This is a genomic window from Shewanella sp. 10B (assembly GCF_023475885.1).
Classification (GTDB): domain Bacteria; phylum Pseudomonadota; class Gammaproteobacteria; order Enterobacterales; family Shewanellaceae; genus Shewanella; species Shewanella mangrovisoli.
The window spans coordinates 74477-100554 of the sequence record NZ_JAMDJO010000004.1 but is presented as its reverse complement, the minus strand read 5'-3'; the positions used below and the strand labels follow the sequence as shown (position 1 = coordinate 100554).

23 protein-coding genes are annotated in these 26078 nt (G+C 49.1%); 6 read left to right on the top strand and 17 right to left on the bottom strand.

All coding sequences use genetic code 11. From position 1 onward, the window contains the following. Positions 1-12 precede the first annotated feature (12 nt). The 6 genes from M0415_RS15575 to lexA all read right to left on the bottom strand — a co-directional run bounded on the left by M0415_RS15575 (position 13) and on the right by lexA (position 6147). Entirely contained in the window at positions 13-888 is an 876-nt protein-coding gene (locus M0415_RS15575; RefSeq protein WP_086902448.1) for a cytochrome c oxidase subunit 3, read from the bottom strand. After that, entirely contained in the window at positions 885-1466 is a 582-nt protein-coding gene (locus M0415_RS15570; RefSeq protein WP_249556479.1) for a cytochrome c oxidase assembly protein, read from the bottom strand. The genes M0415_RS15575 and M0415_RS15570 overlap by 4 nt, the downstream gene beginning before the upstream one ends. Position 1467: 1 nt before the next feature. Beyond that, positions 1468-3060 carry a cytochrome c oxidase subunit I gene (gene ctaD, locus M0415_RS15565; RefSeq protein WP_011624513.1) on the bottom strand — a complete coding sequence of 531 codons (1593 nt, stop codon included), beginning with the start codon at positions 3058-3060 and terminating at the stop codon, positions 1468-1470. A gap of 9 nt (positions 3061-3069) precedes the next feature. Continuing rightward, positions 3070-4611 (bottom strand): cytochrome c oxidase subunit II, encoded by a 1542-nt coding sequence (coxB, locus tag M0415_RS15560; RefSeq protein ID WP_249556478.1) that lies wholly within the window; start codon positions 4609-4611, stop codon positions 3070-3072. A gap of 406 nt (positions 4612-5017) precedes the next feature. Further along, the gene (locus M0415_RS15555; RefSeq protein WP_249556477.1) at positions 5018-5530 is read right to left on the bottom strand and encodes a cell division inhibitor SulA; all 513 of its coding nucleotides are present in this window, start codon (positions 5528-5530) and stop codon (positions 5018-5020) included. After that, on the bottom strand, positions 5527-6147 hold the full coding sequence (gene lexA, locus M0415_RS15550; protein ID WP_011624510.1) for a transcriptional repressor LexA: 621 nt from the start codon (positions 6145-6147) through the stop codon (positions 5527-5529). The genes M0415_RS15555 and lexA overlap by 4 nt, the downstream gene beginning before the upstream one ends. A gap of 161 nt (positions 6148-6308) precedes the next feature. Between lexA and plsB the strand changes: the two genes are divergently transcribed. The 3 genes from plsB (at position 6309) to M0415_RS15535 (ending at position 10897) form a co-directional block, all read left to right on the top strand. Continuing rightward, positions 6309-8732, top strand: a complete 2424-nt coding sequence (plsB, locus tag M0415_RS15545) for a glycerol-3-phosphate 1-O-acyltransferase PlsB (protein ID WP_220054170.1) — start codon at positions 6309-6311, stop codon at positions 8730-8732. Continuing rightward, positions 8732-9988 carry a tryptophan permease gene (mtr, locus tag M0415_RS15540; protein ID WP_249556476.1) on the top strand — a complete coding sequence of 419 codons (1257 nt, stop codon included), beginning with the start codon at positions 8732-8734 and terminating at the stop codon, positions 9986-9988. Before plsB ends, mtr begins: the two co-directional genes overlap by 1 nt. Positions 9989-10120: 132 nt before the next feature. Further along, a complete protein-coding gene (locus M0415_RS15535) occupies positions 10121-10897 on the top strand; it encodes a VOC family protein (protein ID WP_249556475.1) in 777 nt (258 codons plus the stop codon). Between the two features lie 112 nt (positions 10898-11009). Here M0415_RS15535 and M0415_RS15530 read toward each other — a convergent pair whose 3' ends face one another. Further along, positions 11010-12971, bottom strand: a complete 1962-nt coding sequence (locus M0415_RS15530; protein WP_249556474.1) for a methyl-accepting chemotaxis protein — start codon at positions 12969-12971, stop codon at positions 11010-11012. A gap of 223 nt (positions 12972-13194) precedes the next feature. Beyond that, entirely contained in the window at positions 13195-14352 is a 1158-nt protein-coding gene (locus tag M0415_RS15525; protein ID WP_249556473.1) for a ribonuclease T2, read from the bottom strand. Positions 14353-14659: 307 nt separating this feature from the next. Between M0415_RS15525 and trpS the strand changes: the two genes are divergently transcribed. Further along, entirely contained in the window at positions 14660-15691 is a 1032-nt protein-coding gene (gene trpS / locus M0415_RS15520) for a tryptophan--tRNA ligase (RefSeq protein WP_220054165.1), read from the top strand. A gap of 67 nt (positions 15692-15758) precedes the next feature. Here trpS and M0415_RS15515 read toward each other — a convergent pair whose 3' ends face one another. The 6 genes from M0415_RS15515 to M0415_RS15490 form a co-directional block, all read right to left on the bottom strand. Next, positions 15759-18896 carry an efflux RND transporter permease subunit gene (locus M0415_RS15515; RefSeq protein WP_011718701.1) on the bottom strand — a complete coding sequence of 1046 codons (3138 nt, stop codon included), beginning with the start codon at positions 18894-18896 and terminating at the stop codon, positions 15759-15761. Between the two features lie 9 nt (positions 18897-18905). Beyond that, positions 18906-20408: an efflux RND transporter periplasmic adaptor subunit gene (locus M0415_RS15510; RefSeq protein WP_249556472.1), complete on the bottom strand. Its 1503-nt coding sequence runs from the start codon at positions 20406-20408 to the stop codon at positions 18906-18908. Positions 20409-20429: 21 nt separating this feature from the next. After that, positions 20430-20690 carry a heavy metal-binding domain-containing protein gene (locus M0415_RS15505; RefSeq protein ID WP_249556471.1) on the bottom strand — a complete coding sequence of 87 codons (261 nt, stop codon included), beginning with the start codon at positions 20688-20690 and terminating at the stop codon, positions 20430-20432. Between the two features lie 222 nt (positions 20691-20912). Next, entirely contained in the window at positions 20913-21353 is a 441-nt protein-coding gene (locus M0415_RS15500; RefSeq protein ID WP_249556470.1) for a hypothetical protein, read from the bottom strand. Positions 21354-21460: 107 nt separating this feature from the next. Next, positions 21461-21919, bottom strand: coding sequence for a DUF2057 family protein (locus M0415_RS15495; protein WP_249556469.1), 459 nt, complete (start codon positions 21917-21919; stop codon positions 21461-21463). 95 nt (positions 21920-22014) lie between these two features. Next, positions 22015-22392: a hypothetical protein gene (locus M0415_RS15490; protein WP_088212488.1), complete on the bottom strand. Its 378-nt coding sequence runs from the start codon at positions 22390-22392 to the stop codon at positions 22015-22017. Between the two features lie 432 nt (positions 22393-22824). On the opposite strand from M0415_RS15490, the gene cymA reads away from it, so the two are divergent. Further along, positions 22825-23388 (top strand): NapC/NirT family cytochrome c CymA, encoded by a 564-nt coding sequence (cymA, locus tag M0415_RS15485; protein WP_011718695.1) that lies wholly within the window; start codon positions 22825-22827, stop codon positions 23386-23388. A gap of 69 nt (positions 23389-23457) precedes the next feature. Here the strand turns inward: cymA and M0415_RS15480 are convergent, their stop codons facing one another. Then, on the bottom strand, positions 23458-23994 hold the full coding sequence (locus M0415_RS15480) for a cysteine hydrolase family protein (protein WP_249556468.1): 537 nt from the start codon (positions 23992-23994) through the stop codon (positions 23458-23460). Between the two features lie 97 nt (positions 23995-24091). On the opposite strand from M0415_RS15480, the gene M0415_RS15475 reads away from it, so the two are divergent. Beyond that, on the top strand, positions 24092-25093 hold the full coding sequence (locus M0415_RS15475; protein ID WP_342190789.1) for a GlxA family transcriptional regulator: 1002 nt from the start codon (positions 24092-24094) through the stop codon (positions 25091-25093). On the opposite strand, the gene M0415_RS15470 is transcribed toward M0415_RS15475, so the two are convergent. Both M0415_RS15470 and rsmD read right to left on the bottom strand, forming a co-directional pair. Continuing rightward, positions 25050-25322, bottom strand: a complete 273-nt coding sequence (locus tag M0415_RS15470; protein ID WP_133181637.1) for a DUF1145 domain-containing protein — start codon at positions 25320-25322, stop codon at positions 25050-25052. The two genes, M0415_RS15475 and M0415_RS15470, sit on opposite strands and share 44 nt — an antisense overlap. Position 25323: 1 nt before the next feature. Next, positions 25324-25971 carry a 16S rRNA (guanine(966)-N(2))-methyltransferase RsmD gene (gene rsmD / locus M0415_RS15465; protein ID WP_249556466.1) on the bottom strand — a complete coding sequence of 216 codons (648 nt, stop codon included), beginning with the start codon at positions 25969-25971 and terminating at the stop codon, positions 25324-25326. Between the last annotated feature and the right edge of the window lie 107 nt (positions 25972-26078).

Genomic DNA, 26078 nt, shown 5'->3' with positions numbered 1-26078 from the left:
TTCGATGAATATTTAAAGCACATAAACAAAGATAAACAGGCAGAGCCAAACTACGTCGACAAAGTGCCAGTACCAACTGCCCGCTTGGAAGGCAAAATGCTTATCCGCACTAAAGTGGCCTTTTAACACTCTGAAAAATAAAACTAATAGAAAGATAGTGCCCAAGGTGACATGCATGCCGTGGAAACCCGTCAGCAGGAAAAAGGTGTTGCCATACACGCCCGAGGTGAGCGTTAGTCCCATCTCATGGTAGGCATGGCTATATTCCTCCGCCTGCAAAGCAAGGAAGCTAATCCCCAACAAAATCGTGAGCCCAAGCCAGAGGGTGATGGCCGAACGCTTACCTTTTTCTAAGCTGATATGGGCAAAATGCAACGTGACAGAGGAGGTTAGCAGCACTATGGTGTTGACTAGCGGTAGTCCATTCCATGGCATGGCTTCGGTTTTGGTGCCATCAGGCGTGGTGACGAGTGGCCAAACGGCTTCGAAGTGTGGCCACAGGACTTCGTGGGTCATGGCATTGTTGGATGCACCGCCGAGCCAAGGCACTGCGACCATGCGGGCGTAAAATAAGGCGCCGAAGAAGGCGGCAAAGAACATCACCTCGGAGAAGATAAACCAGCTCATGCCTTGGCGAAACGATCTATCCATCTGATGGGAATAGAGGCCCGTCATGGATTCTTTGATCACGGTTCTAAACCAACCAACCAGCATAAACAGGATGACGGCTATGCCTGCCAGTAGAATATAGCCGCCACCCGAAGCGCCAGATTTGAGTTGATGTACAAAATGTCCTGCCCCAAAGGCAATTAAAAACAAGCCGATAGCACCAACAATCGGCCAAGCACTCTGGGCGGGGACGTAGTAAGTCTCATGTTTAGTGGTCATTTTGCAGCTCCTTGCTCTATGGCAGACGCTAACTGCTTGTCGGTAATGTCGTAGAGGGTGTAAGAGAGGGTTAAGGTGTGGATAGACTCGGGTAATTGAGGATCCACAAAGAAGATCAACGGCAGCTCGGCACGACTTGCGGCGGCTAAGTGTTGTTGGTTAAAACAAAAACATTCGGTTTTATTGAAATAAGCCGCACCTTGTCCGGGCGAAATTGAGGGAATCGCCTGGCCCACTATAGCTCTATTCGAGACGTTTTGCGCCAGGAATGCCGTGTGGATAAGTTCTCCTGGATGCACTTCGAGCCGCTTAGTTTGTGGCTCAAATTTCCACGGCATGCCCGTCTGCACCTGCGAGATAAACTCCACCGTTACCACCCGGTTCTTGTCCACAGTGATCGCTTGATAACTGCTGGCAGTATTAGAGGTTTTGCCGTTAATCCCCAGTTTTTCGCACAACACATCGTAGAGCGGCACTAAGGCGAACCCAAAGCCAAACATCCCAAGGCAGCTCAGCACCAGCAGGCTGATGAGCTTACGGTTGGACTTGATGTTGGGCTGATGGGGTTGGCCTTGCATGTTATTTCACCTCGGGTGGCGTGGTGAAAGAGTGGTAGGGGGCAGGGCTGGGTAGGGTCCACTCTAAGCCTTCGCTGCCTTCCCAAGGTTTGGCGGGCGCCTTTTCACCGCCCCGAATGCACTTAATCACCAGCACGAGGAAAATCAGCTGAGAAAGACCAAAGGCAAAACCCCCAATCGACACGATTTGGTTTACATCGGCAAATTGAATCGAGTAATCGGGAATACGCCTTGGCATACCCGCAAGACCTAAGAAATGCATCGGGAAAAACAACACGTTAACCGAAATCACCGAGCACCAGAAATGCCACTGGCCGAGCTTTTCGCTGTACATATGGCCGGTCCATTTTGGCAGCCAGTAATAGGCCGCCGCCATGATGGAGAAAATCGCACCAGTGACTAACACATAGTGAAAGTGGGCCACCACAAAGTAAGTATCGTGGTATTGGAAGTCGGCTGGCGTGATGGCGAGCATCAGGCCAGAGAAGCCGCCAATAGTGAACAGGATAATAAAGGCCACCGCGAACAACATTGGGGTTTCAAAACTCAATGAGCCACGCCACATAGTCGCTACCCAGTTAAACACTTTTACCCCAGTCGGCACGGCAATCAGCATAGTGCAGTACATAAAAAACAACTCGGCAAACACAGGCATACCGGTGGTGAACATATGGTGCGCCCAGACGAGGAAGGACAAAATCGCAATACTCGCCGTGGCATACACCATGGATGAATAGCCGAATAATGGTTTACGGCTGAAAGCCGGAACTATGGCGGAGATAATGCCGAAGGAAGGCAGAATCATGATGTAGACTTCGGGGTGACCGAAGAACCAGAAGATATGCTGGAACATCACAGGATCACCACCGCCAGCCGCCTCGAAGAAGCTAGTACCGAAAAACTTATCGGTTAACACCATTGTGACGGCGCCAGCGAGTACGGGCATCACGGCGATCAGCAAGAAGGCGGTAATCAGCCAAGTCCAAACGAACAACGGTAACTTCATCCATGTCATGCCGGGAGCGCGCAGGTTGACTATGGTGACGATCACGTTGATGGCGCCCATGATCGAACTTATCCCCATGATATGAATCGAGAATACAAATAATGCAGTGCTGTCAGGACTATAAGTGGTCGAGAGTGGTGCGTAGAAGGTCCAACCGAAGTTAGGGCCGCCGCCTTCCATAAACAGTGAGCTCAGTAAAATAGTAAAGGCGAAGGGCAGGATCCAGAAACTCCAGTTGTTCATCCGAGGAAGCGCCATATCGGGCGCGCCAATCATCATAGGGATCAGCCAGTTAGCCAGCCCTGTAAAGGCTGGCATCACGGCGCCGAATACCATGATTAACCCATGTACTGTGGTCATTTGGTTGAAGAAGTTAGGTTCAACGAGTTGTAATCCGGGCTGAAAGAGTTCGGCGCGGATCACCATGGCCATTGCACCACCGGTTAAAAACATTATGAAACTAAACCATAGGTACAGGGTGCCAATGTCCTTGTGGTTGGTGGTGAGTAACCAGCGCATGATGCCTTTAGGTGCACCGTGATGGTGTTCATCATGGGCGGCAATTTGATCTTGAGTCAGTGTGCTCATCTTAATCCCCTACTGTCCATGGCGAGCAATATCAGCGGGTTGCACTGTATCGCCAGTATTATTGCCCCACGCATTGCGCTCATAAGTAATGATGGCGGCAAGCTGTTGTGGCGTGAGTTGTGTGCCAAATGCCTGCATCGCCGTGCCCGGTTTTCCGTGCATCACAATGTCGATGTGATTGGCGACTGGACCCGTTGCAATAGCGCTGCCAGCAAGGGCGGGGAAGGCTGGGGGCATACCTGCACCTGTTAGCTGGTGGCAGGCGGCGCAAATCGTGGCATAGGTTTTTTCCCCTTCGGCCATCAGTTCAGCATGGCTAAGCGTGGGAAGACTCGCGGGGTCGACACTGGCGGCGGGTTCTGTCGCCGCTTTTGGTGCATCGGTGGTTGCGGGGGGCGGAGTCGTTGCTACTGGTTCGCTATTGGTGCCACCGGATTTATGGGCATCAACGTCTTTGGCTTGCACCGCATCCCCCGTGTTATTGCCCCACGCATTACGCTCATAGGTAATCACGGCGGCAATCTCTTGGGTCGTTAATTGTTTGCCAAAGGCTTGCATGGCCGTACCCGCTTTACCATTGAGCACGATTTCAAGATGGCCGCTCAGTGGTCCGGTCGCAATGGGGCTGCCTTTGAGGTGCGGGAATACTCCTTGTAGACCTTCACCGTTAGGTTGGTGACAGGCCGCGCAGTGACCGAGGTAAACTTGCTCACCCTGAGCCATCAACTCTTCTTTAGTCAGTGTTTGCGATAACGCGGCTTGTGCGGCTTGCGCTGCGGCATTGGCGGCTTGTTTTTGTTCTTCAACCCAAGCATCGAACTCGGCTTCGGGCAATGCCTGCACCACTATCGGCATAAAACCATGGTCTTTACCGCAAAGCTCGGCACATTGGCCACGGTAAATGCCGGGTTTATCGATACGGGTCCACGCCTCGTTGATAAAACCTGGGTTAGCGTCTTTTTTAACGGCAAAGGCGGGCATCCACCATGAGTGGATAACATCCTCTGAGGTCATCAAGAAACGGATTTTGCGATTGATGGGTAATACTAGGGGTTTGTCGACCTCGAGTAAGTAGTGCTCCCCCTTGGCTTCACTACCTTCGATTTGAGGTCTTGGTGTTGCGAGAATGCTGTAAAAATCAATATCTTGATCGAAGTAGCTATAGTGCCATTTCCATTGAGAGCCTGTGACTTTTACCGTGAGATCGGCATTGCTGGGATCTTCCATGGCAATCAAAGTTTTCGTGGCGGGAATCGCCATTAAGATCAGAATGACAAAAGGAATAATCGTCCACGCGATTTCGACTTTTGTACTCTCATGGAAGTGAGACGCGACCGCACCCTTGGATTTTCTGTGGTTGATCATGGCATAAATCATCACGCCAAAAACCACTAAGCCTATCGCGCAGCAGATATACAGAATCGTCATGTGTAAGTGATAAACCTTGCCACTGATTTCTGTTACGCCGGGGGTCATGTTGAACCGCATGTCCGCTGCGGCCAACGGTGGGGCGAATAGCACCACGAGTAAACAATACAACCATTGCTTCACAAGACTTCTCCTCTGCCAATTGCGAATAGCAACTACAAAGAAGAGCAACACAGTAAGTCTCAACTCTATGCAAACTCTTCAGTTCCCAAAAAAGCTTCTCTGACTTCAACGTGCGTTGGCGGCTTACTTTTGATTAAGTATTGTTACTGCTGGTATTAGCCACACTGGCACATACTGCTGAATAAACCCATTATTCTCGATTTTTGTGGGCAAGAGATATTCGATAAATCGTCGATATTTTTTGCCTAAACGGGCGATATATTATGCTCGTCTGAATCAAACATACTTGCTGTTTAAAAATTGATCAAGATCACTTCTTTTTCTAATTGTCTGAAAAATTGCCAAAAAAAAGCCCCACATTCACAGGTGAGGCGGCTTTCAAGGCTAAATACGCAGTGCAAAAATTTTAATGAACAGAGCTAAAAAAACTACCTTGGGCAAAGTGAGCGGGCTGCTTGAGTGTCGCGTCCGCAGTCGAGTGATTTACAACACCTTCGAGCACTATTCCCATGGCGCGGGCGCTCTTGGCCACAATTTGCAAACGACGATTGTCACGGGCATCGAGTGAGTGGATCCAAGTAATTACTGCGCTTGAAGTGCCACTGGTTAAGGCTTTTTCCATAGCCCACAGGGTTTCGACTTCATCTTTAGCATGGACTAAGAGGACGCGATCCATACGCACGCCAGCGGTGGCCAGTAACTGCTTGTAGCCAATACTCGGTGGGTTGATGAGCACGACCCAGCGACCTTGTTGGCTCAGTTGTGCTAACTGCTTGCTAAGCTGTATCAGTTCCTGGCGCCCTTGGCTCTGGGTGGGCATAGTGATGATAGGCGTATGCTGCCAGTCAGTATCGGTTTCGCGTACCGCATCGAGCCATAAACCGGGGTGACGCGGGGCATTACCTAATAGTTTGTTCATAGCCAATCTCCATTGCGGATCACCCCTACGGCGAGCCCTTCTATTGTTAGACTTTGGAAACTTAAATCGACTTTAATTGGGGAGTAATCTTCATTCTCTGCATGTAGATAAACTAGATTCCCTTTCTTTTCAAAGCGTTTAACTGTTACATCATCGTCAACGCGAGCAACAACTACTTGGCCATTGCGCGCTTGCTGTACTTTATGAACGGCGAGCAGATCCCCCTCGAGGATACCGATGTTCTTCATACTGTCGCCTCTGACACGCAGTAAGAAATCGGCGGCTGGGTGGAACATGCTAGGGTCGACTTGGTAGTACTGTTCGACATGCTCTTGGGCGAGGATAGGTTCGCCCGCAGCCACTTGGCCAATCAGTGGTAAGCCTGATTCGCTGTTATCTTCTTCCTCAACTGGGAGGCGGATCCCGCGGGAAGTGCCTGGCATGATCTCGATGCAGCCTTTTTTCGCCAATGCCTTAAGGTGTTCCTCGGCGGCATTTGCACTTTTAAAACCCAAACGGGTGGCGATTTCGGCCCGGGTGGGTGGCATGCCAGTCTCGGCAATATTACGTTTAATCAGCTCTAAAATTTCAGCTTGGCGTGGCGTCAACGGTCTCATGTTCTTTCCTGTTTTTCTATACAGTTACTGTTAGTATATACAGTATTATTCGTAGTGCAAGTATTAACCACTTTTTAACGCGATTGGAGAGTATTAGCGAATGTTCCCTAGAATCTGGTATTCTATGGGGCTAATGAACGTACTTACATTGCATAAGAATAATGCCTAAACAAGACTCTCTTTGGTTGAAATCATTACGCTGGATCCAAAAACACTTAGTGCACACTATTGTTGTGCCGCAGGATCCCTTTGCCGATCTGAATCTGGACGCGTCCAGACCGCTTGCTTATGTAATGAAAACAGAATCCCTGAGTGATATTGCTGCGTTAAGCGAGATCACCACTAAGCTGGGTTTGCCAAGCCCCTACGAGCCGCTCGTGGTAAATGGCGTTGTCGCGCCCCGCGTCGTTTGCCTCGAAGGCCGTAAGCCTTTGTTTGGCGAGCGTGCCAGTAATGAACCATTCCTCGAATGTTTTATGCGTTTGTTGGCTGTCCATAAGGAAAAGCCTGAGTTAGATATTCAGCTGGTGCCTGTGAGTCTGTATTGGGGCCGAACTCCGGGTAAAGAAGACGACACCATGAAGGCGGCTGTGCTTGAGCGCGAGAATCCAACGTGGTTACGTAAGTGCTTGATGATCTTATTTTTGGGTCGTCATAACTTTGTGCAGTTTTCTAATGCGGTATCGCTGCGTTACATGGCCGACGAACACGGCACCGATATGGGGATTGCCCATAAACTGGCGCGGGTGGCTAGAGTACATTTCCGCCGCCAACGCAAAGTGATGACAGGGCCTGTGCTGCCTAATCGTCAGGCGATGTTCCACTCCCTGTTGAAATCCGAATCCTTACGCAAGGCGATTCAGGAAGAAGCGGCGAGTAAGAAGATTTCCGAAACCCAAGCTCGTGAAACAGCAATTGAATATCTTGATGAAATTGCAGCGAATTATTCCGATAGCCTAGTGCGTATTGCCGAGCGTTTCTTAACTTGGTTATGGAACAAGCTCTACAGCGGTATCAATATCAAAGGTGCCGAGCAAATCCGCCAGCTGCACCATGATGGTCACGAGATTGTGTATGTACCTTGCCATCGCAGCCATATGGATTACCTACTGTTATCTTACATTCTGTATTACCAAGGCATGGTGCCACCGCATATTGCGGCGGGGATTAACCTAAACTTCTGGCCAGCTGGGCCGTTGTTCCGCCGTGGCGGGGCTTTCTTTATTCGCCGTAGTTTTAACGGTAATAAACTTTATACGGCCGTGTTCCGTGAATACCTCGATCAGTTGTTCGCTAAGGGATATTCGGTTGAGTATTTCTCTGAGGGTGGCCGTTCTCGCACCGGTCGTCTATTGGCGCCGAAAACGGGCATGATCGCCATGACGATCAACAGTGTGCTGCGTGGTATCGAACGCCCAGTCACCTTAGTGCCTGTGTATTTAGGCTACGATCACGTGATGGAAGTGGCGACTTATCACAAAGAGCTGAGTGGTAAGAAAAAACAGAAAGAATCTGTATGGCAAGTCTTTGGTGCTATTCGTAAATTAGGTAATTTTGGCCAAGGTTATGTCAACTTTGGCGAGCCGATTACACTGCAAAACTTCTTGAATGAAACGGCGCCAAACTGGCGCACTGAAGTGGCCGACGATCCCGAACAAAAACCGACTTGGTTAACCCCTGCGGTGAACGTGTTAGCGAATCGTGTGATGACCCGCATTAACGATGCTGCTGCCGCCAGTTCAATTACCTTAACCAGCTTAGTGCTGCTGGCGTCGGAGCAAAATGCCCTAGAGCGTTGCTTGCTCGAGCGTCAGTTAGATTTGTACTTAACTCTGCTTAAGCGTGTGCCTTACACTTCGTTTACGTCGGTGGCCGAAGGTGATGGCAAGCACTTGGTGCAACAAGGATTAGAGCTGAATAAGTTCTCCATCCACGCCGATCCTCTGGGTGAGATTGTATCTATTGACGCGAATCAAGCGATTTCAATGACTTATTATCGTAACAATATCATCCACTTGTTTATCATTCCGTCGTTGATTGCCAGCTGTTTAACCAACAATAAGCAGATTTCAAGAGCCCATATCCTAGGGATTGTGAGTGACTTCTATCCGCTTCTGAAGGCGGAGTTATTCATGGGTATCAAGGACCTCCCAAGTTATGTGAATCAAGTGCTGGATCTGTTTATTGAGCAGGGTCTAGTGCAGGAAAGCGATACGCTGTCGGTGGTGACCGAGCACACTAGCCAAATGTTGTTGCTGGCCGGAAGCGTTAGCGAGACTTTGCAACGCTATGCGATTATTTTCAATCTGCTGGCCCACAGACCTAAGATGGAGCGTTCGGAGCTGGAGTCTGAAAGCCATCTGCTTGCCCAACGTTTAGGGGCGCTGCATGGAATTACTGCACCAGAATTCTACGACAAGAAACTCTATAACACCTTGAGTGTTAAGCTTAAAGAGTTGGGTTATTTCTCCGAGAAGGAAGATAAATCCGACGTTGAGCGTATTCGCGATCAAGCTAATAGCTTACTTCGAGCCTCAGTGAGACAAACCATAGTAGCGAGCGTGACTGCGGAGCATATCGTTTAATGGCTAACCATATGAATGCGGTGAAGAATAAGCCGGTGGGCAAGTCTTTGCTCGGTGGTGCCATGATTATTGCCGGCACCACAGTCGGGGCGGGGATGTTTTCTTTGCCCGTTGTGGGCGCTGGCATGTGGTTTGGCTACTCGGTACTGATGTTACTCGGTATTTGGTTCTGCATGTTGATGTCGGGACTGTTACTGCTCGAAACCAACCTGCATTTTGAGCCGGGAGCGAGTTTCGATACCCTGACCAAGGAAACCCTAGGCCAGTTCTGGCGGATCGTGAATGGGGTATCGATTGCCTTCGTGCTCTACATCTTAACCTATGCCTACATCAGTGGCGGCGGCTCGATTGTTAACCATAGCCTACAGGGTATGGGGATTGAGTTACCCCAGAGTGTTGCCGGATTAGTGTTTGCGGTCGTGCTGGCTTGTATCGTGTTGATCAGCACCAAGGCGGTGGATCGTATTACGACCATAATGCTTGGCGGGATGATCATCACTTTCTTTCTCGCGATTGGTAACTTACTGATCGAAATCGATGTGACTAAGCTGCTCGAACCGGATGGTAATCAAAGCTTTATGCCTTATCTGTGGGCGGCCTTGCCCTTTGGTCTGGCAAGTTTTGGCTATCATGGCAACGTGCCGAGTCTGGTGAAGTACTACGGCAAAGATTCATCGACCATCATCAAAGCGATTTTCGTCGGTACTTTCATCGCGCTGATCATTTATGCCTGTTGGTTGGTGGCCACTATGGGCAACATTCCTCGCAGCCAGTTTAGTGAGATTATTGCCCAGGGTGGCAATATGGGCGTGTTAGTCGGCGCCTTGTCGAAAGTAATGGAAAGCAGCTGGTTAAACAGCATGTTAACCCTGTTTGCTAACTTAGCTGTGGCGTCTTCTTTCCTCGGTGTGACCTTAGGTTTATTCGATTATTTGGCCGATTTATTCGGGTTCGACGATACGCGTTCGGGGCGGATGAAAACGGCGGTAGTCACCTTTGTACCGCCGACCATTTTAGGTTTGTTATTCCCCGATGGCTTTTTGATCGCCATAGGTTTCGCTGCCTTAGCGGCAACCGTGTGGGCCGTCATCGTGCCTGCACTGATGGCCTATAAATCGAGACAGCAGTTCCCAAACCATCAAGGTTTTAGAGTCTTTGGTGGCACACCCTTAATTATCCTTGTGGTGTTATATGGCGTGGTGACTGGGGCTTGTCATCTACTCGCGATGGCGAATCTATTGCCGCAGTTCTCCTAAGTATTTCTCGTACGAATCAAGCCCTCAAATTGAGGGCTTTTTCTTTATATTCATCTTTTTATCGCCAAAACTGGACAGTTGCCTAAACTCCAGCTTAACTCGAACACATTATCTGTTTGATTGGAGTCTGCAATGAGGATTACTCAGTACGCGCAGGGACAGGCCTGTTGGGTCGAACTGGCGAGCCATGACTGGCAGGGTGCACAGGCGTTTTACCACGCGCTGTTTGGTTGGAATGCGGTGGAAATGGCGATTCCTAATGGCCATTTCTCGTTGTTCAACCTCGACGGTGATGACTTAGGTGCCATGTATCAAATCCCTGAGTCGGAACCACAGAGCCCTAGCCATTGGCGGATTTATTTTGCGGTTAAGGATATCGAAGCCACGGTTGCCGCCATCCTTGCTGCGGGTGGGCACTTACATATGGGACCGCATGTGGTGGGTGATGCGGGCGTGATGGCGCAGGTGAGTGATCCCGAAGGCGCGCGCTTTGCCCTGTGGCAGGCGAAAAACCACCCTGGCTCACGTCGCCAAGGGGAAGAAAATACCCTGTGTTGGGTGGAGCTGGCCTGCCGCGAACCTAGCGCCGAAGCACGTTTTTACACTCAAGTGTTTCCTTGGACCACGCTCCCCAGTCATGTACCTGGCATCGATTACACCGAGTGGCAAATTAACGGTCAGTCTATGGGGGGCATGATGAAAATGATGCCGGAATGGGGCGAGATCCCCGCCCATTGGATGCCTTATTTTGTAGTTGCGGATTGTGATGCCTTTGCCGCTAAGGCGCAGGGGCTAGGCGCACAGATATGCGTGCCGCCAAGTGATATCCCTGATGTGGGACGTTTTGCGGTGATTGCCGACGCGCAAGGGGCAACCTTCGCGGTCATCAAATTAAATGAGCTATCTTAAGCTGGCGAGATGACACTTCAGCATAAGCGATCATAAAACCTAGGTTTATTGAGTCATACCTAGGTTTTATATGGTCTTATGTCGATACGCTTATTTCTTTAACCGCTATTGGTTACACCTTAAACTCACTCACTAAACCATCCAGCTGTTGACCTATCCCCAGTAAGCCATTGGCAGAGCTTGCCGCTTGTTTAACCCCCGTCAGAGTGCGGTTGGCACTGTCATTAACGCTGTTTATCGACATATTAATTTCTTCCACCACGGTCGACTGCTGCTCGGCAGCATGGGCCATTTGTGAGACCGAGTGGGTAATCGACATGACCATTTCGGTGATAGTCGAGAGGGCCGATTCCACTTGAGTCACTTGCTCGACCGTGCTGTTGGTGGCTTCTCGGCTTTGTCCCATCATGGTCGCCGCAGAGCTCGATCGATCCTGCAGTGTTTGGATAATTTGCTGGATTTGCTTGGTCGATTCTTGCGTGCGGCTGGCAAGTGAGCGTACTTCATCGGCTACTACGGCAAAGCCACGTCCTTGCTCGCCCGCCCGAGCCGCTTCAATGGCCGCGTTGAGCGCTAATAGATTGGTTTGCTCGGCAATGGCGCGGATCACATCCAGTACGGCACCAATCTTATCGCTGTCGTTACGTAGCTGTTCTATGGTGGTTGCCGAGGCTTCGACTTTGCTCGCCAGTTCCCGCATCGAATGGGTGGCGCGGGTGACTGTCTCGCGGCCGAGGAGAGCTTGTGCTTTGGCATCTTCCGAGAGCTTATTGGCGGTGTCGGCACTGGCAGCGACTTCGACAGCACTGGCGGCCATTTCGGTTATGGCCGAGGCGACGAGTTGGGTTTCATTCTGTTGTGAACTCATGTCTTGCGTCGCGCTGTGAGTCACACTGTTTAGCTGGGTTGATGCGCTAACCATTTGAACTGTCGTGTCTTTGACTTCGGCCACTAATTGCTGGATCCGCAATACAAAGCGGTTAAAGTTTTTGGCAAGTTGGGTCAGTTCGTCATGGCCATTCTCGGGCAGTCGCTGGGTGAGATCGGCCTCGCCATCGGCGATTTCATTCAGCAGCGCCACCACTTCGCGTATGGTGCGCAGCAGGCTTTGGGTCACTATCACTGTGATGAAGGCGGAAAGCAGAATGGCGATCAGCAGGATAATGTTGATAAAGGTGATTTTTTGGCTAACTTCCTTAGCGGCTTTATCGCCCGCTTCAGACAGCGACTTCATCGTATTATCTTGCAAATCAGAGGTCATCTGCGCCATTTCGATGCCAATATTATCCAGCTGCACTATGGCTTGATTGCGGTTATTGATTGCCGTGACGACGCTGTTTGCCGCTTGCTCATATTCAGTTAACAGCCCTGCAGCTTGTTTTACCTGAGACTGATAGGTCAGATTATCGAGCGCCGTGGCAAGCTCATCCATAGTGGTGTGAGTATTGACGATTTCATCCCGAAAACGCTGCGCCTGATCGGCTTGGTTATCGAGGAGAAACTTGCTGACATAGAGGCGAGCCAAGAGCAGTTCACGCAGATTTTTACCGGCGTAGAAGGCGCCTTGCACATCGCCATCGGTAAAGGAGTACTGCATGATCTGGGATATTATTTTCTCTATTTCAGGCCCTTTTACATCGAGTATGCCAGTGACTAGCTTGGCTCTTTGTTGTTGATTGGGGACGACTTGCTGATTAAAGATATCCACATAGTCTTTTTCATGCTCAATGATCTGTTGGAGCATTTGGCTGCGTTCCTGATTATCTATATGAGCCTTGGCTTTGGCTAATAGGTCGCGGGTTTTACTGTCTTGGGCGCTAAATTCGGCTGCCGTTTCGCTGGAACCCGTTTTGACATAGGTTTTGACAGTCAGGCGCAAGCGATAAATTTCCTGAAGCAGGCTACTGGTGAGATCGCTTTCTGGGGCAAGATCTTCAGTCACGGCGCGCATTCGATTATCGATATCGGTCAGGGCTAAGTAGCTTAATACCCCTAAAGTGATCAGCATGGCAACGAGAAAGACAGGAACGATCGCAAGCTTTTTAGTGAGTGTTAACTGATTGATAGAAAACATAGTTACCTCAGAGTGAACTTGTCTTCCATGGCTTGGATTAAAGCGCTAGCTCCTGTACTAGGCACGGCTTGTTTGAGTATAGGAGACTTATTTCGAGGTAAGAGAAAGCTTAAATGAAGTTTCGTTAATATTGGGGCTCATTTGCGAGGGATAACTGCATTTAGCTCCCTTGGTTTGTAAGAGCTGGCCAGTGGCGATATTCCTCGCTACTGGCCGTATGCGGTTAGTTTGGATTGTCGATTAACAGTGTGGCTGGGCAATTAGTCTTTTTCGCCTTCGGCGCCTTCGCGAGCAGACTCGGCAAAGAGTCGGAGTTGTTGATGACCTGAGGTAGGCTGATGCGGATTTCACTCAAGAGTCCTTTGGCGCAGTCTAGTGTGACCTTAGTGTGCGCACCTTGGCCAAAGCTGGCATCAAAGCTCTGATTTAGCTCCTGTTGAGTCACTTTTTTACCGATTCTTTCATGGATAAATTGTTGTACCCATACCGAGGCATTCACTTCCTGCGTCAGCTGAGTCGCGAGTAAGAAGTAGTCATTAGGGTCTTGGTTGCGACAGGTGCCATGTTTCCACCATTCATGACGCTCTAAACAGCTGCCATAGCGGGCGCTTGGCATCACTTCCTCTAGATTTTTTTGGACAGAGGCATTGAGCGGCACCTCGGGATAATCACAAAAATCACTCGGTTGTTGTTTCACGCTGCTGCAAAAGCCATAACGGGTGCCACATTGCTGGCGATTTGGCCACAGGCCATGCAGGCTAAAGTGTTGCCACTGAGGCGCATCACTCGTTTGGCTTAAGGCGCGGCACTCGGCTTTACGGCTGCCATAGAGTTCGCAAAAGGTGCTCTGCCAACTCAGGGCGAGCACATTGGAGTCGTAGTTATCTTCGATTTGGCACACATTACCTTGGCGTTTTTCTGGCGTACTCCGCTCCTGCTGGTTTTCACTCTTAACCGCTGTGCTCTTGCTAGTGAGGCTTGTTTGCGTGGGCTCGACATTAGCGGCTGGTTGAGCGGTCGCAATGGATTCGGCGGGCATAGTGCCTGTGGCATTGTATTGTCCGCAATCACCTTTTATCCAACGCAGTGGCGAGCTGGCAGCATTGGTTCGCACCCTGAGCCAATCGGGATTAGTGCTATTACCTAAAATTTCGGCGACGGGATAACGCTCGCCAATATTGCTTTGCCAATCATCTGGATTGGTTTGTTTATTTTTAGACTGAAACAGTTCGCAGCGCTTGTTGGCGACAAACTCTCCCGAGGCGGGCACCGCCTGAAGGGCTATGGGCGTTAAAGCTATCAACAACAGCCCCAGCAAGCCATAGCAATGGCGACAAATACCTGCGCGGTTGTGGAGGGGAAGAGAAAATAAAGCTGTCATTCGCTGGCGTCCTTTCTGCTATAGCGGTGGCACAAACACATGGCGTTGCAAGCTGCTATTGTGCAGTGAAATTGTAGAATGTGCTAATGGGATAGCTACTCGATGTTTGCAAAATCTTCGAGTTCTGGTTAAGGTGCCATGATGAAAAAATATTCTATTGCTTTTCTTACATTTACTTTCGTAACCACTTGGTGGCGCTCAGTCATATAGAGCGGCGCTAGGCTTTTTACATTCACTAGCTGCCGGATGGCAACGAGTGAATATCTATCAGTGTGTCTCCGGTCGGCTAATTTTTTGGAGATATACCATGCAACAACATTCATCACTATCCATTCCTGCCCAACCAGATAAAGTGCTGACTGGCGATAGAGCCACAGGGCCTTTGCATTTAGGTCATTATGTTGGTTCGCTGAAGCAACGAATTGAGTTACAGCATAGATTTGAGCAGACTATTCTCGTCGCCGATATGCAAGGATTGACGGATAACGGTCATCAGCCACAAAAAGTGGCTGCAAATATCTTAAATGTGGTTGCCGACTATCTCGCAGTGGGCATAGATCCTGCGAAAACAACTATTTGCTTGCAATCTTCTATCCCCGCGTTAGCTGAGTTGACTATGTACTATGCAAACTTGGTTTCGATTGCCAGATTAGAACGCAATCCCACTGTTAAAAATGAAATCAATAGCAAGGCCTTTGGGCGTTCGATTCCCGCAGGATTTTTGACTTATCCAATTAGCCAAGCGGCGGATATCACAGCGTTCAAAGCCACATTGATTCCTGTCGGGGATGATCAGTTGCCAATGTTGGAACAGACTAATGAAATTGTCAGAAAACTGAACCAGATTGCGCAGGATGAGGTGCTGGTTGAATGTCGACCGCTGTTAAGTCATATGACACGTCTACCGAGTGTGGATGGAAAAAGTAAGATGTCAAAAACGATCGGCAATACCATTATGCTTGGATCGAGTGAACAAGATATTTCGAAGGCTGTGAAGGCTATGTATACCGATCCCACGCATATAAATATAAACGATCCCGGTCGAGTCGAAGGCAACGTTGTATTTACCTATCTCGACGCTTTTCATCCTGATCTTCAATATGTTGCTGAACTAAAGTCCCATTATCGTGCAGGTGGATTAGGGGATGGAAAAACGAAAGCGATTTTAGAGGAATGCTTACAAAGCTTACTTGCCCCCATTCGTAAGCGTCGCGCTTTGCTCTTAGCCGATAAGGCTCAGTTAGTGTCGATTCTTAAGGAGGGAACCGCTAAGGCTCGCGAAGAGTCGGATGGAGTTTTAAGACGAGTCAAAACTGCCTTTGGTTTAAATCTATTTTGAAATGACCTAAAAAGCATAACCCCTAGCGTTAATCACGCTAGGGGTTATGGTGAGTTAAAGCGAAGGATTATTCTGCTTTATTGATTTGGCGAGCGTAGATCAACAGATACAGTGCTGGCAGCACAAACAGCGACAGTATAGGTGCTGTGACCATACCGCCGACCATAGGCGCGGCGATTTTTTGCATTACATCGTTACCCGAACCTGCGCCCCACATAATGGGCAAGAGGCCGAAGAAGATGGTTGCGACTGTCATTGCTTTAGGGCGAATACGCATGACCGCACCTTCAATCAAGGCTTCTTTTAAGTCTTCGACCGTGTGGTAGGTGTTTTTCTCCTGCCGATGTTTAATAGCATTATTGAGATACACCAACATCACTACCCCGAATTCGGCTGCGACCCCCGCAAGAGCGATCATCCCCACGGCGACGGCGACCGAGATGTTGTAGTCGAGTAGATACAATAACCAAGTGCTACCCACGAGGGCGAAAGGGAGGCTGAGCATAATAATGCTGGCCTGCATGGTCGAGCCAAAGGTCATCATCAGCAGGATAAAGATCACCCCGAGTGCCATAGGGATCACTTGCTTAAGCTTGGCATCGACCCGCTGCATGTACTCGTACTGACCCGCAAAACTATAGCTGTAACGGGGTGGCACAACGAGTTCTTCATCTAAAGCGGTTTTTGCCGCAGCGATATATTCACCAATCGAAGTGCCTTCGATATCGATAAATACCCACGAAATTAACCGGCCGTTCTCACTCTTAAGCATTGGCGCGCCATCGTTAATTTCGATATCGGCCAAGTTACGCAGCGGCAAATAATGCCCTGATTTAGTGATCACTGGCAGCTCGCGCAGTTTCTCAATATTGTCACGCAGTTCACGTGGGTAGCGCAGGTTGATGGGGTAACGCTCCGCGCCTTGAACTGACTCACCAATATCCATACCGCCAATCGCGTAACGTACTACATCTTGGATATCCTGTAGCGTCATGCCATAGCGGGCGGCCACATCGAGTTTGGGGCTGATATCGATATAGCGACCGCCACCACTGCGTTCGGCATAAGCCGATTTAGTGTGTGGCACTTTACTCAAGATTGCCTCAATCTTAGCGCCTAGGGTTTGTAGCTCGTTGACATCGGCGCCAGTGATCTTAATCCCCACGGGGGTTTTAATCCCCGTCGACAGCATATCGATACGAGTTTTAATCGGTTGCACCCAAGCATTGGTTAGGCCGGGCACTTTTACCGTTTGTTGCAGCTGATTAATGATGCCATCTAAGGTCATGCCCTCACGCCACTCTTCATGGGGTTTAAGCATAATCGTGGTTTCGAGCATGGTCAGTGGCGCGGGATCGGTCGCGGTTTCGGCGCGGCCGACCTTACCAAATACGCGGGCTACCTCAGGGACGGTTTTAATCAAACGGTCGGTCTGTTGCAGCACTTCGGCGGCTTTACTGGCGCTGATCCCTGGCAGTGCCGTTGGCATATAGAGTAAATCCCCCTCTTCTAGGGCGGGCATAAACTCACTGCCCATACGTGTCATAGGATACCAAGCGCTCGCCAATGCCACTAAGGCAAGCAGAATGGTGATTTTAGGGAACTTAAGCACCAGCTTTAATGCCGGTTGATACAGGGCAATCAACACGCGGCTGATAGGGTTACTGCGCTCGCTTGGGATTTTCCCACGGATAAAGTAACCCATGAGAATCGGCACTAAGGTGATAGATAAAAATGCGGCCGCCGCCATGGCAAAGGTTTTGGTGTAGGCGAGCGGTGCGAATAAGCGTCCTTCCTGCGCCTCTAGCGCGAAGACCGGTACAAAGCTTAAGGTGATGATAATCAGTGAGAAAAACAGCGCGGGGCCGACTTCAATCGAGGCTTCAGTCACAATGCGCCAATGCTCTTTTACCGAAGGCTCACGGTCGTGCTCGGCTTTAAAATGCTCCAAATGTTTGTGCAGGTTTTCGATCATCACGATGGCGCCGTCAACCACAGCACCGATAGCGATGGCGATCCCGCCAAGGCTCATGATGTTGGCATTCACGCCCATTTTATTCATCACGATGAAGGCGATAAGAATCGACAGCGGCAAGGTGATAACGGCCACTAAGGTTGAGCGGGCATGCAGCAAAAACAGCAGACATACTAAGCCCACGACCAGCATTTCTTCGACCACTTTGCTGAACAGGTTATCGACGGACTTTTGGATCAGTTGCGAACGGTCATAGGTTGGAATGATTTCCACGCCGTCTGGCAGACCAGTTTTTAACTCTTCGAGTTTGGCTTTGACCGCATCAATCGTCGCGAGGGCGTTTTCACCGTAACGCATGACCACAATGCCGCCCACGACTTCGCCTTCGCCATCTAGCTCGGCAATACCACGGCGAGAAGCAGGGCCTTTACGGACGGTGGCAACATCCTTAAGCAACAAACCTGTGCCTGATGGGCTAGTGATCCCTAACGGAATTTCGCGAAAATCCTCTAAGGTTTGGCGATAACCCTTAGCGCGCACCATGTACTCGGCTTCGGCCATTTCGACTACAGAACCACCAGCCTCGCTATTGGCTTTATCGATCGCTTGCTTAACGGCGGCGATATCGAGCTTGTAAATCGCCATTTTGTCCGGCTCAAGCACGATTTGATAGGTTTGCTCCATGCCGCCGACGGTCGCGACTTCGGAGACACCGGCAACACTTTGTAGCTCAAGCTTGAGATACCAATCCTGTAAGCTTTTCAGTTGCGACAGGTCTAAGTTGCCGGAACGATCGACCAGTGCGTACTCAAACACCCAACCCACACCTGAGGCATCGGGGCCGAGTGAGGGTTGCACTCCTTGAGGCAAGCGACTGCTGATCTGGCTTAAATACTCCAACACTCGTGAGCGTGCCCAATAGATGTCGGTGCCATCTTCGAAGATCACATAGACATAGGAATCACCAAACATCGAATAACCCCGCACGGTTTTTGCACCGGGCACGGCTAACATGGCGGTTGAGAGTGGGTAAGTCACTTGTTCTTCAACCAATTTTGGCGCTTGACCCGGATAAGGAGTCTTAATGATCACCTGCACGTCGGATAAATCCGGCAGAGCATCGAGCGGCGTTTTACGCAGCTCCTGTATCCCCCAGACAGTGATCATCATGGCGATAATCAACACCATGAGCCTTTGCCTGATCGAGGACTCGATAATATATTTCAACATAATCCGCTCCTAGTGCTGATGGCCGCTGCTTAAACGCATTAAGCTGCCCTTGAGGCTGGCCTCGGAGTCGAGTAGGAATTGTCCCGATGTCACCACGCGTTCACCTTCGCTCAGGCCCGAGACTATTTCGGCCTTACCTTGGCTCATCATGCCGACCGTCACGGCCTTAGCGGTGAAGCTGTCATCGGCCTGTTTCACTATCACGCGATTTTCTTTACCTGTTTGGATCAGGGCTTCCTGCGGGATCACTAACACATCTTTATTCGGGCCGCCGAAGAGCGAGACCTTGGCGAGCGTCTTAGGTCTTAGGGAAATATCGGTATTATTCAGCACCACGCGTACTCTTAAGCTGCGGGTGACGGGGTCCAGCTCGGGATAGATATAGTCAATGGTGCCTTCGATACCGCTGATATTCATGGCGGGCACAGAGACTTCGGCTTTCTGCCCTAGGGCAATCCAGCTTTGCTCATTTTCAAACACGTCGGCGATGACCCAGACTTTGGAGAGATCGACAACCGACATCACCTCGGTTGACGGTTGGATATACATGCCATCACGCACATCGAGTGCTTTGACTATGCCATCTTGCTGGGCATAGAAAGGCACCCGGTATTGGGTTTTACGTGAGTCTGCAAGTTGTTGGATTTGTTTTTCATTCATGCCAAGCAGCGATAAACGCAGCCCGGCTTTGCGGACTAAATCCTGATAACGGCCACTGTTACCCGCAGATTTGGCGGTATCGAGTGCTAACAGATAATCATCCTGGGCGTTAATCAGATCGGGTGAATAGATCTCGTATAGTAACTGGCCTTTTTTAACTGAGTCGCCCACCGATTTGATCATCAGCTTCTCAATCCAGCCAGTCACACGGGCGTGCACATGGTTGATTTGGCTCTCGTCGTAGTCAATTTGGCCGACGGTTTCGACAAACTTCCACAGAGTATCGCGTTTTGCTTCGGCGACTTTCAGCGCAAGCGCCTGTTGCATGCTGCCAGAGACATTAATGTTGATTTCCTGAGTATTGCCGCCAGTTTCAACCTTTTCTAAATTCATGCCGCAGATAGGGCAAGTGCCTGGCACATCACTAATAATGTGGGCGTGCATAGGGCAGACATATTTAATGGTTGCACCCGAACTTTGGCTTTTAACTAAGCTATTCGCTTTGGGCGTTGGTGTATCAAAGACTTGCGCCGCATTTTGGCTTGCCGCTTGATGCTCAGCATGTTGGGCGGCCGTGCTGGCTTCTTCCTCTTCTTCTTTTTCAACGAGGAACATATTGCACTTAGGGCAACGGCCGGGTTCGTGGCTTTCGACCTCGGGGTGCATAGGGCAAGTGTAGGTTTTGACTTGATTTGCACTATGAGTATCGTGCGCATGCTCGTGGCCAGCCTCTGCTTGAGTGGCAGGATTAACGAGCTGGGCCTGGGTTAACCAAGGCGTACCCATCAGTAAACTACTGAGTATCAATACTGCCTTAGGGCCCGGCTTTTTTACTTTGTGAAATTGGTTCATATGCCTCATCTCCAGCCTAGCTTAGTGGTGCGCGTGATCTTTGTGTATTGCACCGTCAGCCATTTTTTCTTCCGTCGCTTTTGGCTCTAAGTTCATGCCACATTTAGGGCAAGTATCGCCTTTGTTGCCTGTCACTTCGGGGTGCATAGGGCAAACATAGGCTTGAGCTTGTTCCTGTGGCGCAGCATTGTTGTGGTGATGCTCATGGGGTGTAGCCGTAGCAAACACACTGGTGCTGGTCATTAAAAATGCAACTAAGGCAAGATTAGTTAAGGTTTTCATATTGTTCACTCCATCGGGTTTTACAGCCGAATATGAGTGCATAAAACGTGACTGCGGGATTCTGGCGTTTTGAGGCGCGAGAAAGGGTCGACACAGTGGCCTGTGTGCTCAGTACAACGCTTTTGCTTTACTCAGGGTGCTTAGATGTTGGCGCACCACAATAAACGGCGAAATAAATTGTTTTGTTAGCTTGGTTTGCCCTGAAAAAAGGGCGCAATGAGGCTAGGCTATCGGCGGTTTGAAGGCCGAAGACAAAGAGATAGAGTGGAAATGAGGCATAGGAGTGGCCACTGGGGTATCGCTCAGACTCACACTCGGCCAGAGGTGTGGGCTGAAAAGAGTGCCAGCAACTGAAATCATTAAACAATGTCCACAGTCGTTGAGACAGGATGTGGTGCCATCACAGCAGTGCTGCTTCGCGCCGGGAAGCATTTGATCGTTACAGCAATCTGTATTGGCCATTGTACTTGAGTCAGAGCGGTTCTCTGTGTTCATCTGCATCATGGCTGCATGGTCCATTCCTTGGCTGGAAGGATGATGAACCATAGCGCCCATCTCCATAGAGCGCATCACCATAGCGTGACCATTAGACACGACACTTTGCCCGACGAGTGCGAGTAAAGTGAATATGACTAATAGATAACGACTAAGTGTCTGATGCATATGTATTCCAAATAATGAACGACTCGATTTTAGCATAGAGGCATTATGCTGCAATGCGTTAACTCACATTTCAGTTAATGCCCCTGCTTGTAAACTCCTAAGGTTTATTATTTAGAAGGGTGACTTTCCAGCATATCCGCCATCAATTGGCTGTGGTTTTGCAGTGGTAGTTGCTGCGGTTCGGCGCCATCCACGCTTAACTGAATGCTAGGGTTTTTAATAAAACGTTTAGCATCGGCTTCGCTGACTAATTTAGTTGGGGTGTTGATTTGGTAATTAGACTCAGGCGCGACATTTAGGGTAAAGAATAAAGGCTCTGATTTGACCCAAGTGCCGCTATCATCGGCGCGATAGCTAAACATATCTTGATATTTAACTTCGACCAGCACTTTACCTTCTGGCAATTGCACAGGTTTAAAGGCTTTAGTAGCTTGGCCATTAATACTGACCACATTGAGGGTATCAGTGCCTTTTAAGGTTGCCGCAGTTGCAGTCACGCTAATCGCCAGAGTGCTCATGATTAAAGTAGCGCCAACGAATGCTTTATTTAATAAAGTGGTTTTCATAATAAACTCCAAAAATTTGCTGTATCGCGAGGGTGCGCAATCGTGGTGGCACAGTCGCAGAATATTGAATCGATTTAATCGTTAAAAAAGATCGGTTACAGCAAAGCGGAGTTGGGAGGTGGCGTGGTTAACCCGAGGTCGGCCGTTTGAATCGCCCAACCTTGGACCGCAATACGCTTACTTGCATGATTCATCAAGGCAAGTTGAGGCTGTGAGGCGGTAAGATAAAGTTGTGCGAGACAATGGGTTTTACAATGGTTGGTGAGGGAGTCTTGGCAATGCAGCATGCATTCGTCTGGAGGACAATCTGGCATGGCACAATTCATTTTGCCATCGGCCATTTGCATGCTAGTCATTTGTACATTGTGAGCATCATACAAGTCATTCATCGCTGACGTTGGCATAGCATTCACCATCGCCGACTGGGCGATAAGTGAAAATAACAGTGCTATGGTGATCCAAAACTTAGCCATAAAAACTCGATTAATGTGTACCTGTTCCTAAAGACCAATAAAAGTCCGGAAAAGTTTCATCCAAAATTCATTTTTTTCTTTTTTATCGGAAAAAACACCTTAAAAGAAAGCTATAAACGGGGTAAATGTCGCGTGGATCACATTTTTGTATTCTAAAAATGATTTCATTGTCTTAGCTTCTTAAGGTAGTACTTAATCATTGATCGCTTAGCATAATGATTAATGTATTAGTGAGAGTTGAAGTACCACATGGCTCTGCTAAGCTGGTTTGAGCGAGTTGTCGTATTAAGAGTTAGACCTAAGTCTCATTTTGCACTTTTAAGTTTAAATTAATCGGCATTTTTAGGCTTAGAATCAAATTTCTAATAAATGAAAAAATATAAAATAGTCTTATAAAAACTAATTTTGACAATATTTTTTGGAGATAGAGTGATGAACTGGCGTGCACTATTTAAACCAAGCGCAAAATATTCCATCCTGGCGCTGATCGTCGTCGGTATTGTTATCGGTGTTGTCGGCTATTTTGCAACCCAACAAACCTTACATGCGACAAGCGAAGACGCATTCTGTATGAGCTGCCATAGCAACCACTCATTGAAAGATGAAGTGTTAGCTTCTGCCCACGGCGGTGGTCGTGCTGGTGTGACTGTACAATGTCAAGACTGCCACTTACCACACGGTCCTGTGGATTACTTGATTAAGAAGATCATCGTATCTAAAGACTTATATGGTTTCTTAACTATCGATGGCTTTAACACTCAAGCTTGGTTAGACGAAAACCGCAAAGAGCAAGCAGACAAAGCATTGGCTTACTTCCGTGGTAATGACTCTGCAAACTGCCAACACTGCCATACTCGTATTTATGAAAACCAACCTGATACCATGAAGCCAATGGCTGTGAGAATGCACAGCAACAACTTCAAGAAAGATCCTGAAGCGAGAAAGACCTGTGTGGATTGTCACAAAGGTGTCGCTCACCCCTATCCAAAAGGATAAGGTTTAGCGCTTCAATAGCTTGATATTCAAATAAAAAGCCCTCGAAAGAGGGCTTTTTGCTATCTGGCCTTATAAGTCTTGGCTATTGATTAATGCCACTCTGCGGGACAAGGCGCTTAGCGAAATGTGATGCACCATTTGCGTGGGAGCAGTGCAGGCATCGGCAATCACTTGCACTGAATAGGCCTGTGCCGCGGGCGATAGCGCCGTATGGGTCACGCAGTTTTGCGTCATGATGCCGCATAACATTAAATGCTTGATCTGCATATCTTGGAGTAAGTGGGCCAGCTCTGTGCCATCGAAACTGTCGGCAAATTGTTTTACCACAATAGGGGCATTGGGCAGCTCTGCTAAAAGCGCTGGATGGATTTCAACCTCTTGGGTTTTTGGGTTAAAAAAGGGCGCCTCACCTTGAGTCGTATCGGCGATATGCTGCACGAGAATAATAGGTATCGCCTGTTGTTTGGCACGCTGCACTGAGTGCAAGGTGCGCGCTAATGCCTCATCGACTTGCCATTGCGGGTAAGCCCCATGGGCAAAGTAGTCATTCTGCACATCAATAATCACTAAGGCGCTGTTCGCTGGGATCTTGTTTAAACTCGACATATTTCTCTCCTATTCGTTTTCTCTAGCAAAAGATGTCTTCGAAGGAGAGTTTGCGGTAGATTCATGCCCATTAAGAGTGGCAGAAATGACATCTATGGTGCTTAAATTGACAAATTTTGCCGAACCATCCCCATTAAAAGTGGCGATATTAGCCATACCCGGTTGTTTAACTTCGGCCGTATTTGGCCTAGAAGAGATGCTGCTGGTGGCTAACAAGCTGATGTTAGCTGACGAAAATAAATCACTAGGCTCAAGCAGTTTTGCAGTGACTCGGTTATCCCTAGAGGAGATGAGTTTTGAAGAGTGCTATCAGCTAGTGATTATCCCGCCGAGCATAGAAACTGAGTTTTACTTCAATGCGGCGCCTTCATTGCGAGTATGGTTACAGCAGCAACATGCCCAAGGCGCTATCCTGTGCTCCGCCTGTGCGGGCGCATTTGTGCTGGCCGCTGCGGGTTTACTCGATGGCCGCAAGGCGACAACCCATTGGGGATTAGTGGAAACATTTGAGACTCAATATCCGCAGGTAAAACTCGAGATAGAGAAAATCATGGTCAACGAGGGAGATATCATCACAGCTGCTGGCATGATGTCTTGGCTCGACTTGGGGTTGGAGTTAGTCGCGCAGTTTTGCCATGTGAAAGTCATGCGCCAACTGGGCAAATACCTTGTTATCGACACCGGCGGGCGTGAACAACGTTATTACCAACAGTTTTTACCTAAGCGAGACCATGGGGATACTGTTATCTTGAATCTGCAAAATCGCCTACAGACTGACTATGGTCAGCCGATAAGTGTTGCGGCTTTGGCGCAGCAGTGCTGCATGGGCGAGCGAACTTTTTTGCGACGTTTTGTGAAAGCGACAGGGCATAAGCCTAATGAATACCTGCAAAAACTCAGGATCCAAAAGGCCTGTGACTTACTCGAAAATAGTCCACAGAGTTTCGAGACCATAGCGCACCAAGTGGGCTATGAGGATGTGAGCGCCTGTCGCAAATCGTTTACCCGTATTACCGGCCTAACCCCGAGTGCATTTCGGCAGCGGTTTAGTGCGCTTACGCCTGCGCCAACACCTGTCGACGATAGCTCAATAAACTAAATACGCCGAAGATAAACACTTGCAGATAATCTTGCTTGCGTAGCGTCAGCAGGGTTTTAAACAGCATATGGAAGATGGCAACTTGGAAGCAATGCATCAAGCAAGTAATGCCAAGTAAGATATTGAGAATAATGCCGATATTGCCTGCAAAAGGCATAACAAGGTTATAAGCCATCATCAACCACGCGATTAAAGTGATGGCTTTGCCCATATTGATCAGAAACGACATGCTATTCCTCGGTGTTAGCCGGAGAGTCTTCGGCTTGGTATTGGTATAAACGATAGTTAACTTGCCCTGCGGTCTTGTCTTTGAGCGGTTGCCAAGTCGCAGGGACTGCCATTTGGGTTAATTCCGACTCAATCTCCACATAAATTAGCGCACCATCATTAAGCCAACCTTTGCTATCCAATAGCTGAATGGTTTTTTCTGCCAAGCCTTTACGGAAAGGTGGATCGATAAACACCACATCAAACCCTTGCTCGCAGCCATTTTGCAGCACGACTAAGGTATCTGCGTTGAGTACCTCGGCATTGTCGCACTTGAGGGTATTGAGATTCGCTTTAAGTTGCATGGCGGCAGGACGTTGCAACTCGATAATCTTGGCGTAACTGGCGTAGCGCGAGAGAGACTCAAGTGCCAAGGCGCCGCTGCCACCGAAGCAATCGAGCACCCTTGCGTGGGCAATATCATTGGCAAGCCAGTTAAATAGGGTTTCGCGGACTCTATCTGTGGTCGGCCGCAGGCCGTCTAAATCATGGATGGGGAGTTTGCGCGAACGCCATTGCCCGGCAATGATCCGCACTTGGCCACTACCGGCTTTCTTGTTGGCCGTTTGACTCTTGGTCACTTGCTTGTTGTTTGCACGATTATTAGCCAAAGTGCCCCCGTGATTTTGCCTGAAGAAAGAAAGTGGTAGACTATGCCACCTTTATAAAGGCCACTATTTTATATCAAACTCCTCGTAAAAGGTGAGAAGGCTGATAG

What these genes read in the sequence shown, in the direction of transcription:
- M0415_RS15575 (WP_086902448.1), bottom strand. Translation starts at nt 888, where the DNA reads ATGACCACTAAACATGAGACTTACTACGTCCCCGCCCAGAGTGCTTGG.
- M0415_RS15570 (WP_249556479.1), bottom strand. Translation starts at nt 1,466, where the DNA reads ATGCAAGGCCAACCCCATCAGCCCAACATCAAGTCCAACCGTAAGCTC.
- ctaD (WP_011624513.1), bottom strand. Translation starts at nt 3,060, where the DNA reads ATGAGCACACTGACTCAAGATCAAATTGCCGCCCATGATGAACACCAT.
- M0415_RS15555 (WP_249556477.1), bottom strand. Translation starts at nt 5,530, where the DNA reads ATGAACAAACTATTAGGTAATGCCCCGCGTCACCCCGGTTTATGGCTC.
- lexA (WP_011624510.1), bottom strand. Translation starts at nt 6,147, where the DNA reads ATGAGACCGTTGACGCCACGCCAAGCTGAAATTTTAGAGCTGATTAAA.
- plsB (WP_220054170.1), top strand. Translation starts at nt 6,309, where the DNA reads ATGCCTAAACAAGACTCTCTTTGGTTGAAATCATTACGCTGGATCCAA.
- mtr (WP_249556476.1), top strand. Translation starts at nt 8,732, where the DNA reads ATGGCTAACCATATGAATGCGGTGAAGAATAAGCCGGTGGGCAAGTCT.
- M0415_RS15535 (WP_249556475.1), top strand. Translation starts at nt 10,121, where the DNA reads ATGAGGATTACTCAGTACGCGCAGGGACAGGCCTGTTGGGTCGAACTG.
- M0415_RS15530 (WP_249556474.1), bottom strand. Translation starts at nt 12,971, where the DNA reads ATGTTTTCTATCAATCAGTTAACACTCACTAAAAAGCTTGCGATCGTT.
- M0415_RS15525 (WP_249556473.1), bottom strand. Translation starts at nt 14,352, where the DNA reads ATGACAGCTTTATTTTCTCTTCCCCTCCACAACCGCGCAGGTATTTGT.
- trpS (WP_220054165.1), top strand. Translation starts at nt 14,660, where the DNA reads ATGCAACAACATTCATCACTATCCATTCCTGCCCAACCAGATAAAGTG.
- M0415_RS15515 (WP_011718701.1), bottom strand. Translation starts at nt 18,896, where the DNA reads ATGTTGAAATATATTATCGAGTCCTCGATCAGGCAAAGGCTCATGGTG.
- M0415_RS15510 (WP_249556472.1), bottom strand. Translation starts at nt 20,408, where the DNA reads ATGAACCAATTTCACAAAGTAAAAAAGCCGGGCCCTAAGGCAGTATTG.
- M0415_RS15505 (WP_249556471.1), bottom strand. Translation starts at nt 20,690, where the DNA reads ATGAAAACCTTAACTAATCTTGCCTTAGTTGCATTTTTAATGACCAGC.
- M0415_RS15500 (WP_249556470.1), bottom strand. Translation starts at nt 21,353, where the DNA reads ATGCATCAGACACTTAGTCGTTATCTATTAGTCATATTCACTTTACTC.
- M0415_RS15495 (WP_249556469.1), bottom strand. Translation starts at nt 21,919, where the DNA reads ATGAAAACCACTTTATTAAATAAAGCATTCGTTGGCGCTACTTTAATC.
- M0415_RS15490 (WP_088212488.1), bottom strand. Translation starts at nt 22,392, where the DNA reads ATGGCTAAGTTTTGGATCACCATAGCACTGTTATTTTCACTTATCGCC.
- cymA (WP_011718695.1), top strand. Translation starts at nt 22,825, where the DNA reads ATGAACTGGCGTGCACTATTTAAACCAAGCGCAAAATATTCCATCCTG.
- M0415_RS15480 (WP_249556468.1), bottom strand. Translation starts at nt 23,994, where the DNA reads ATGTCGAGTTTAAACAAGATCCCAGCGAACAGCGCCTTAGTGATTATT.
- M0415_RS15470 (WP_133181637.1), bottom strand. Translation starts at nt 25,322, where the DNA reads ATGTCGTTTCTGATCAATATGGGCAAAGCCATCACTTTAATCGCGTGG.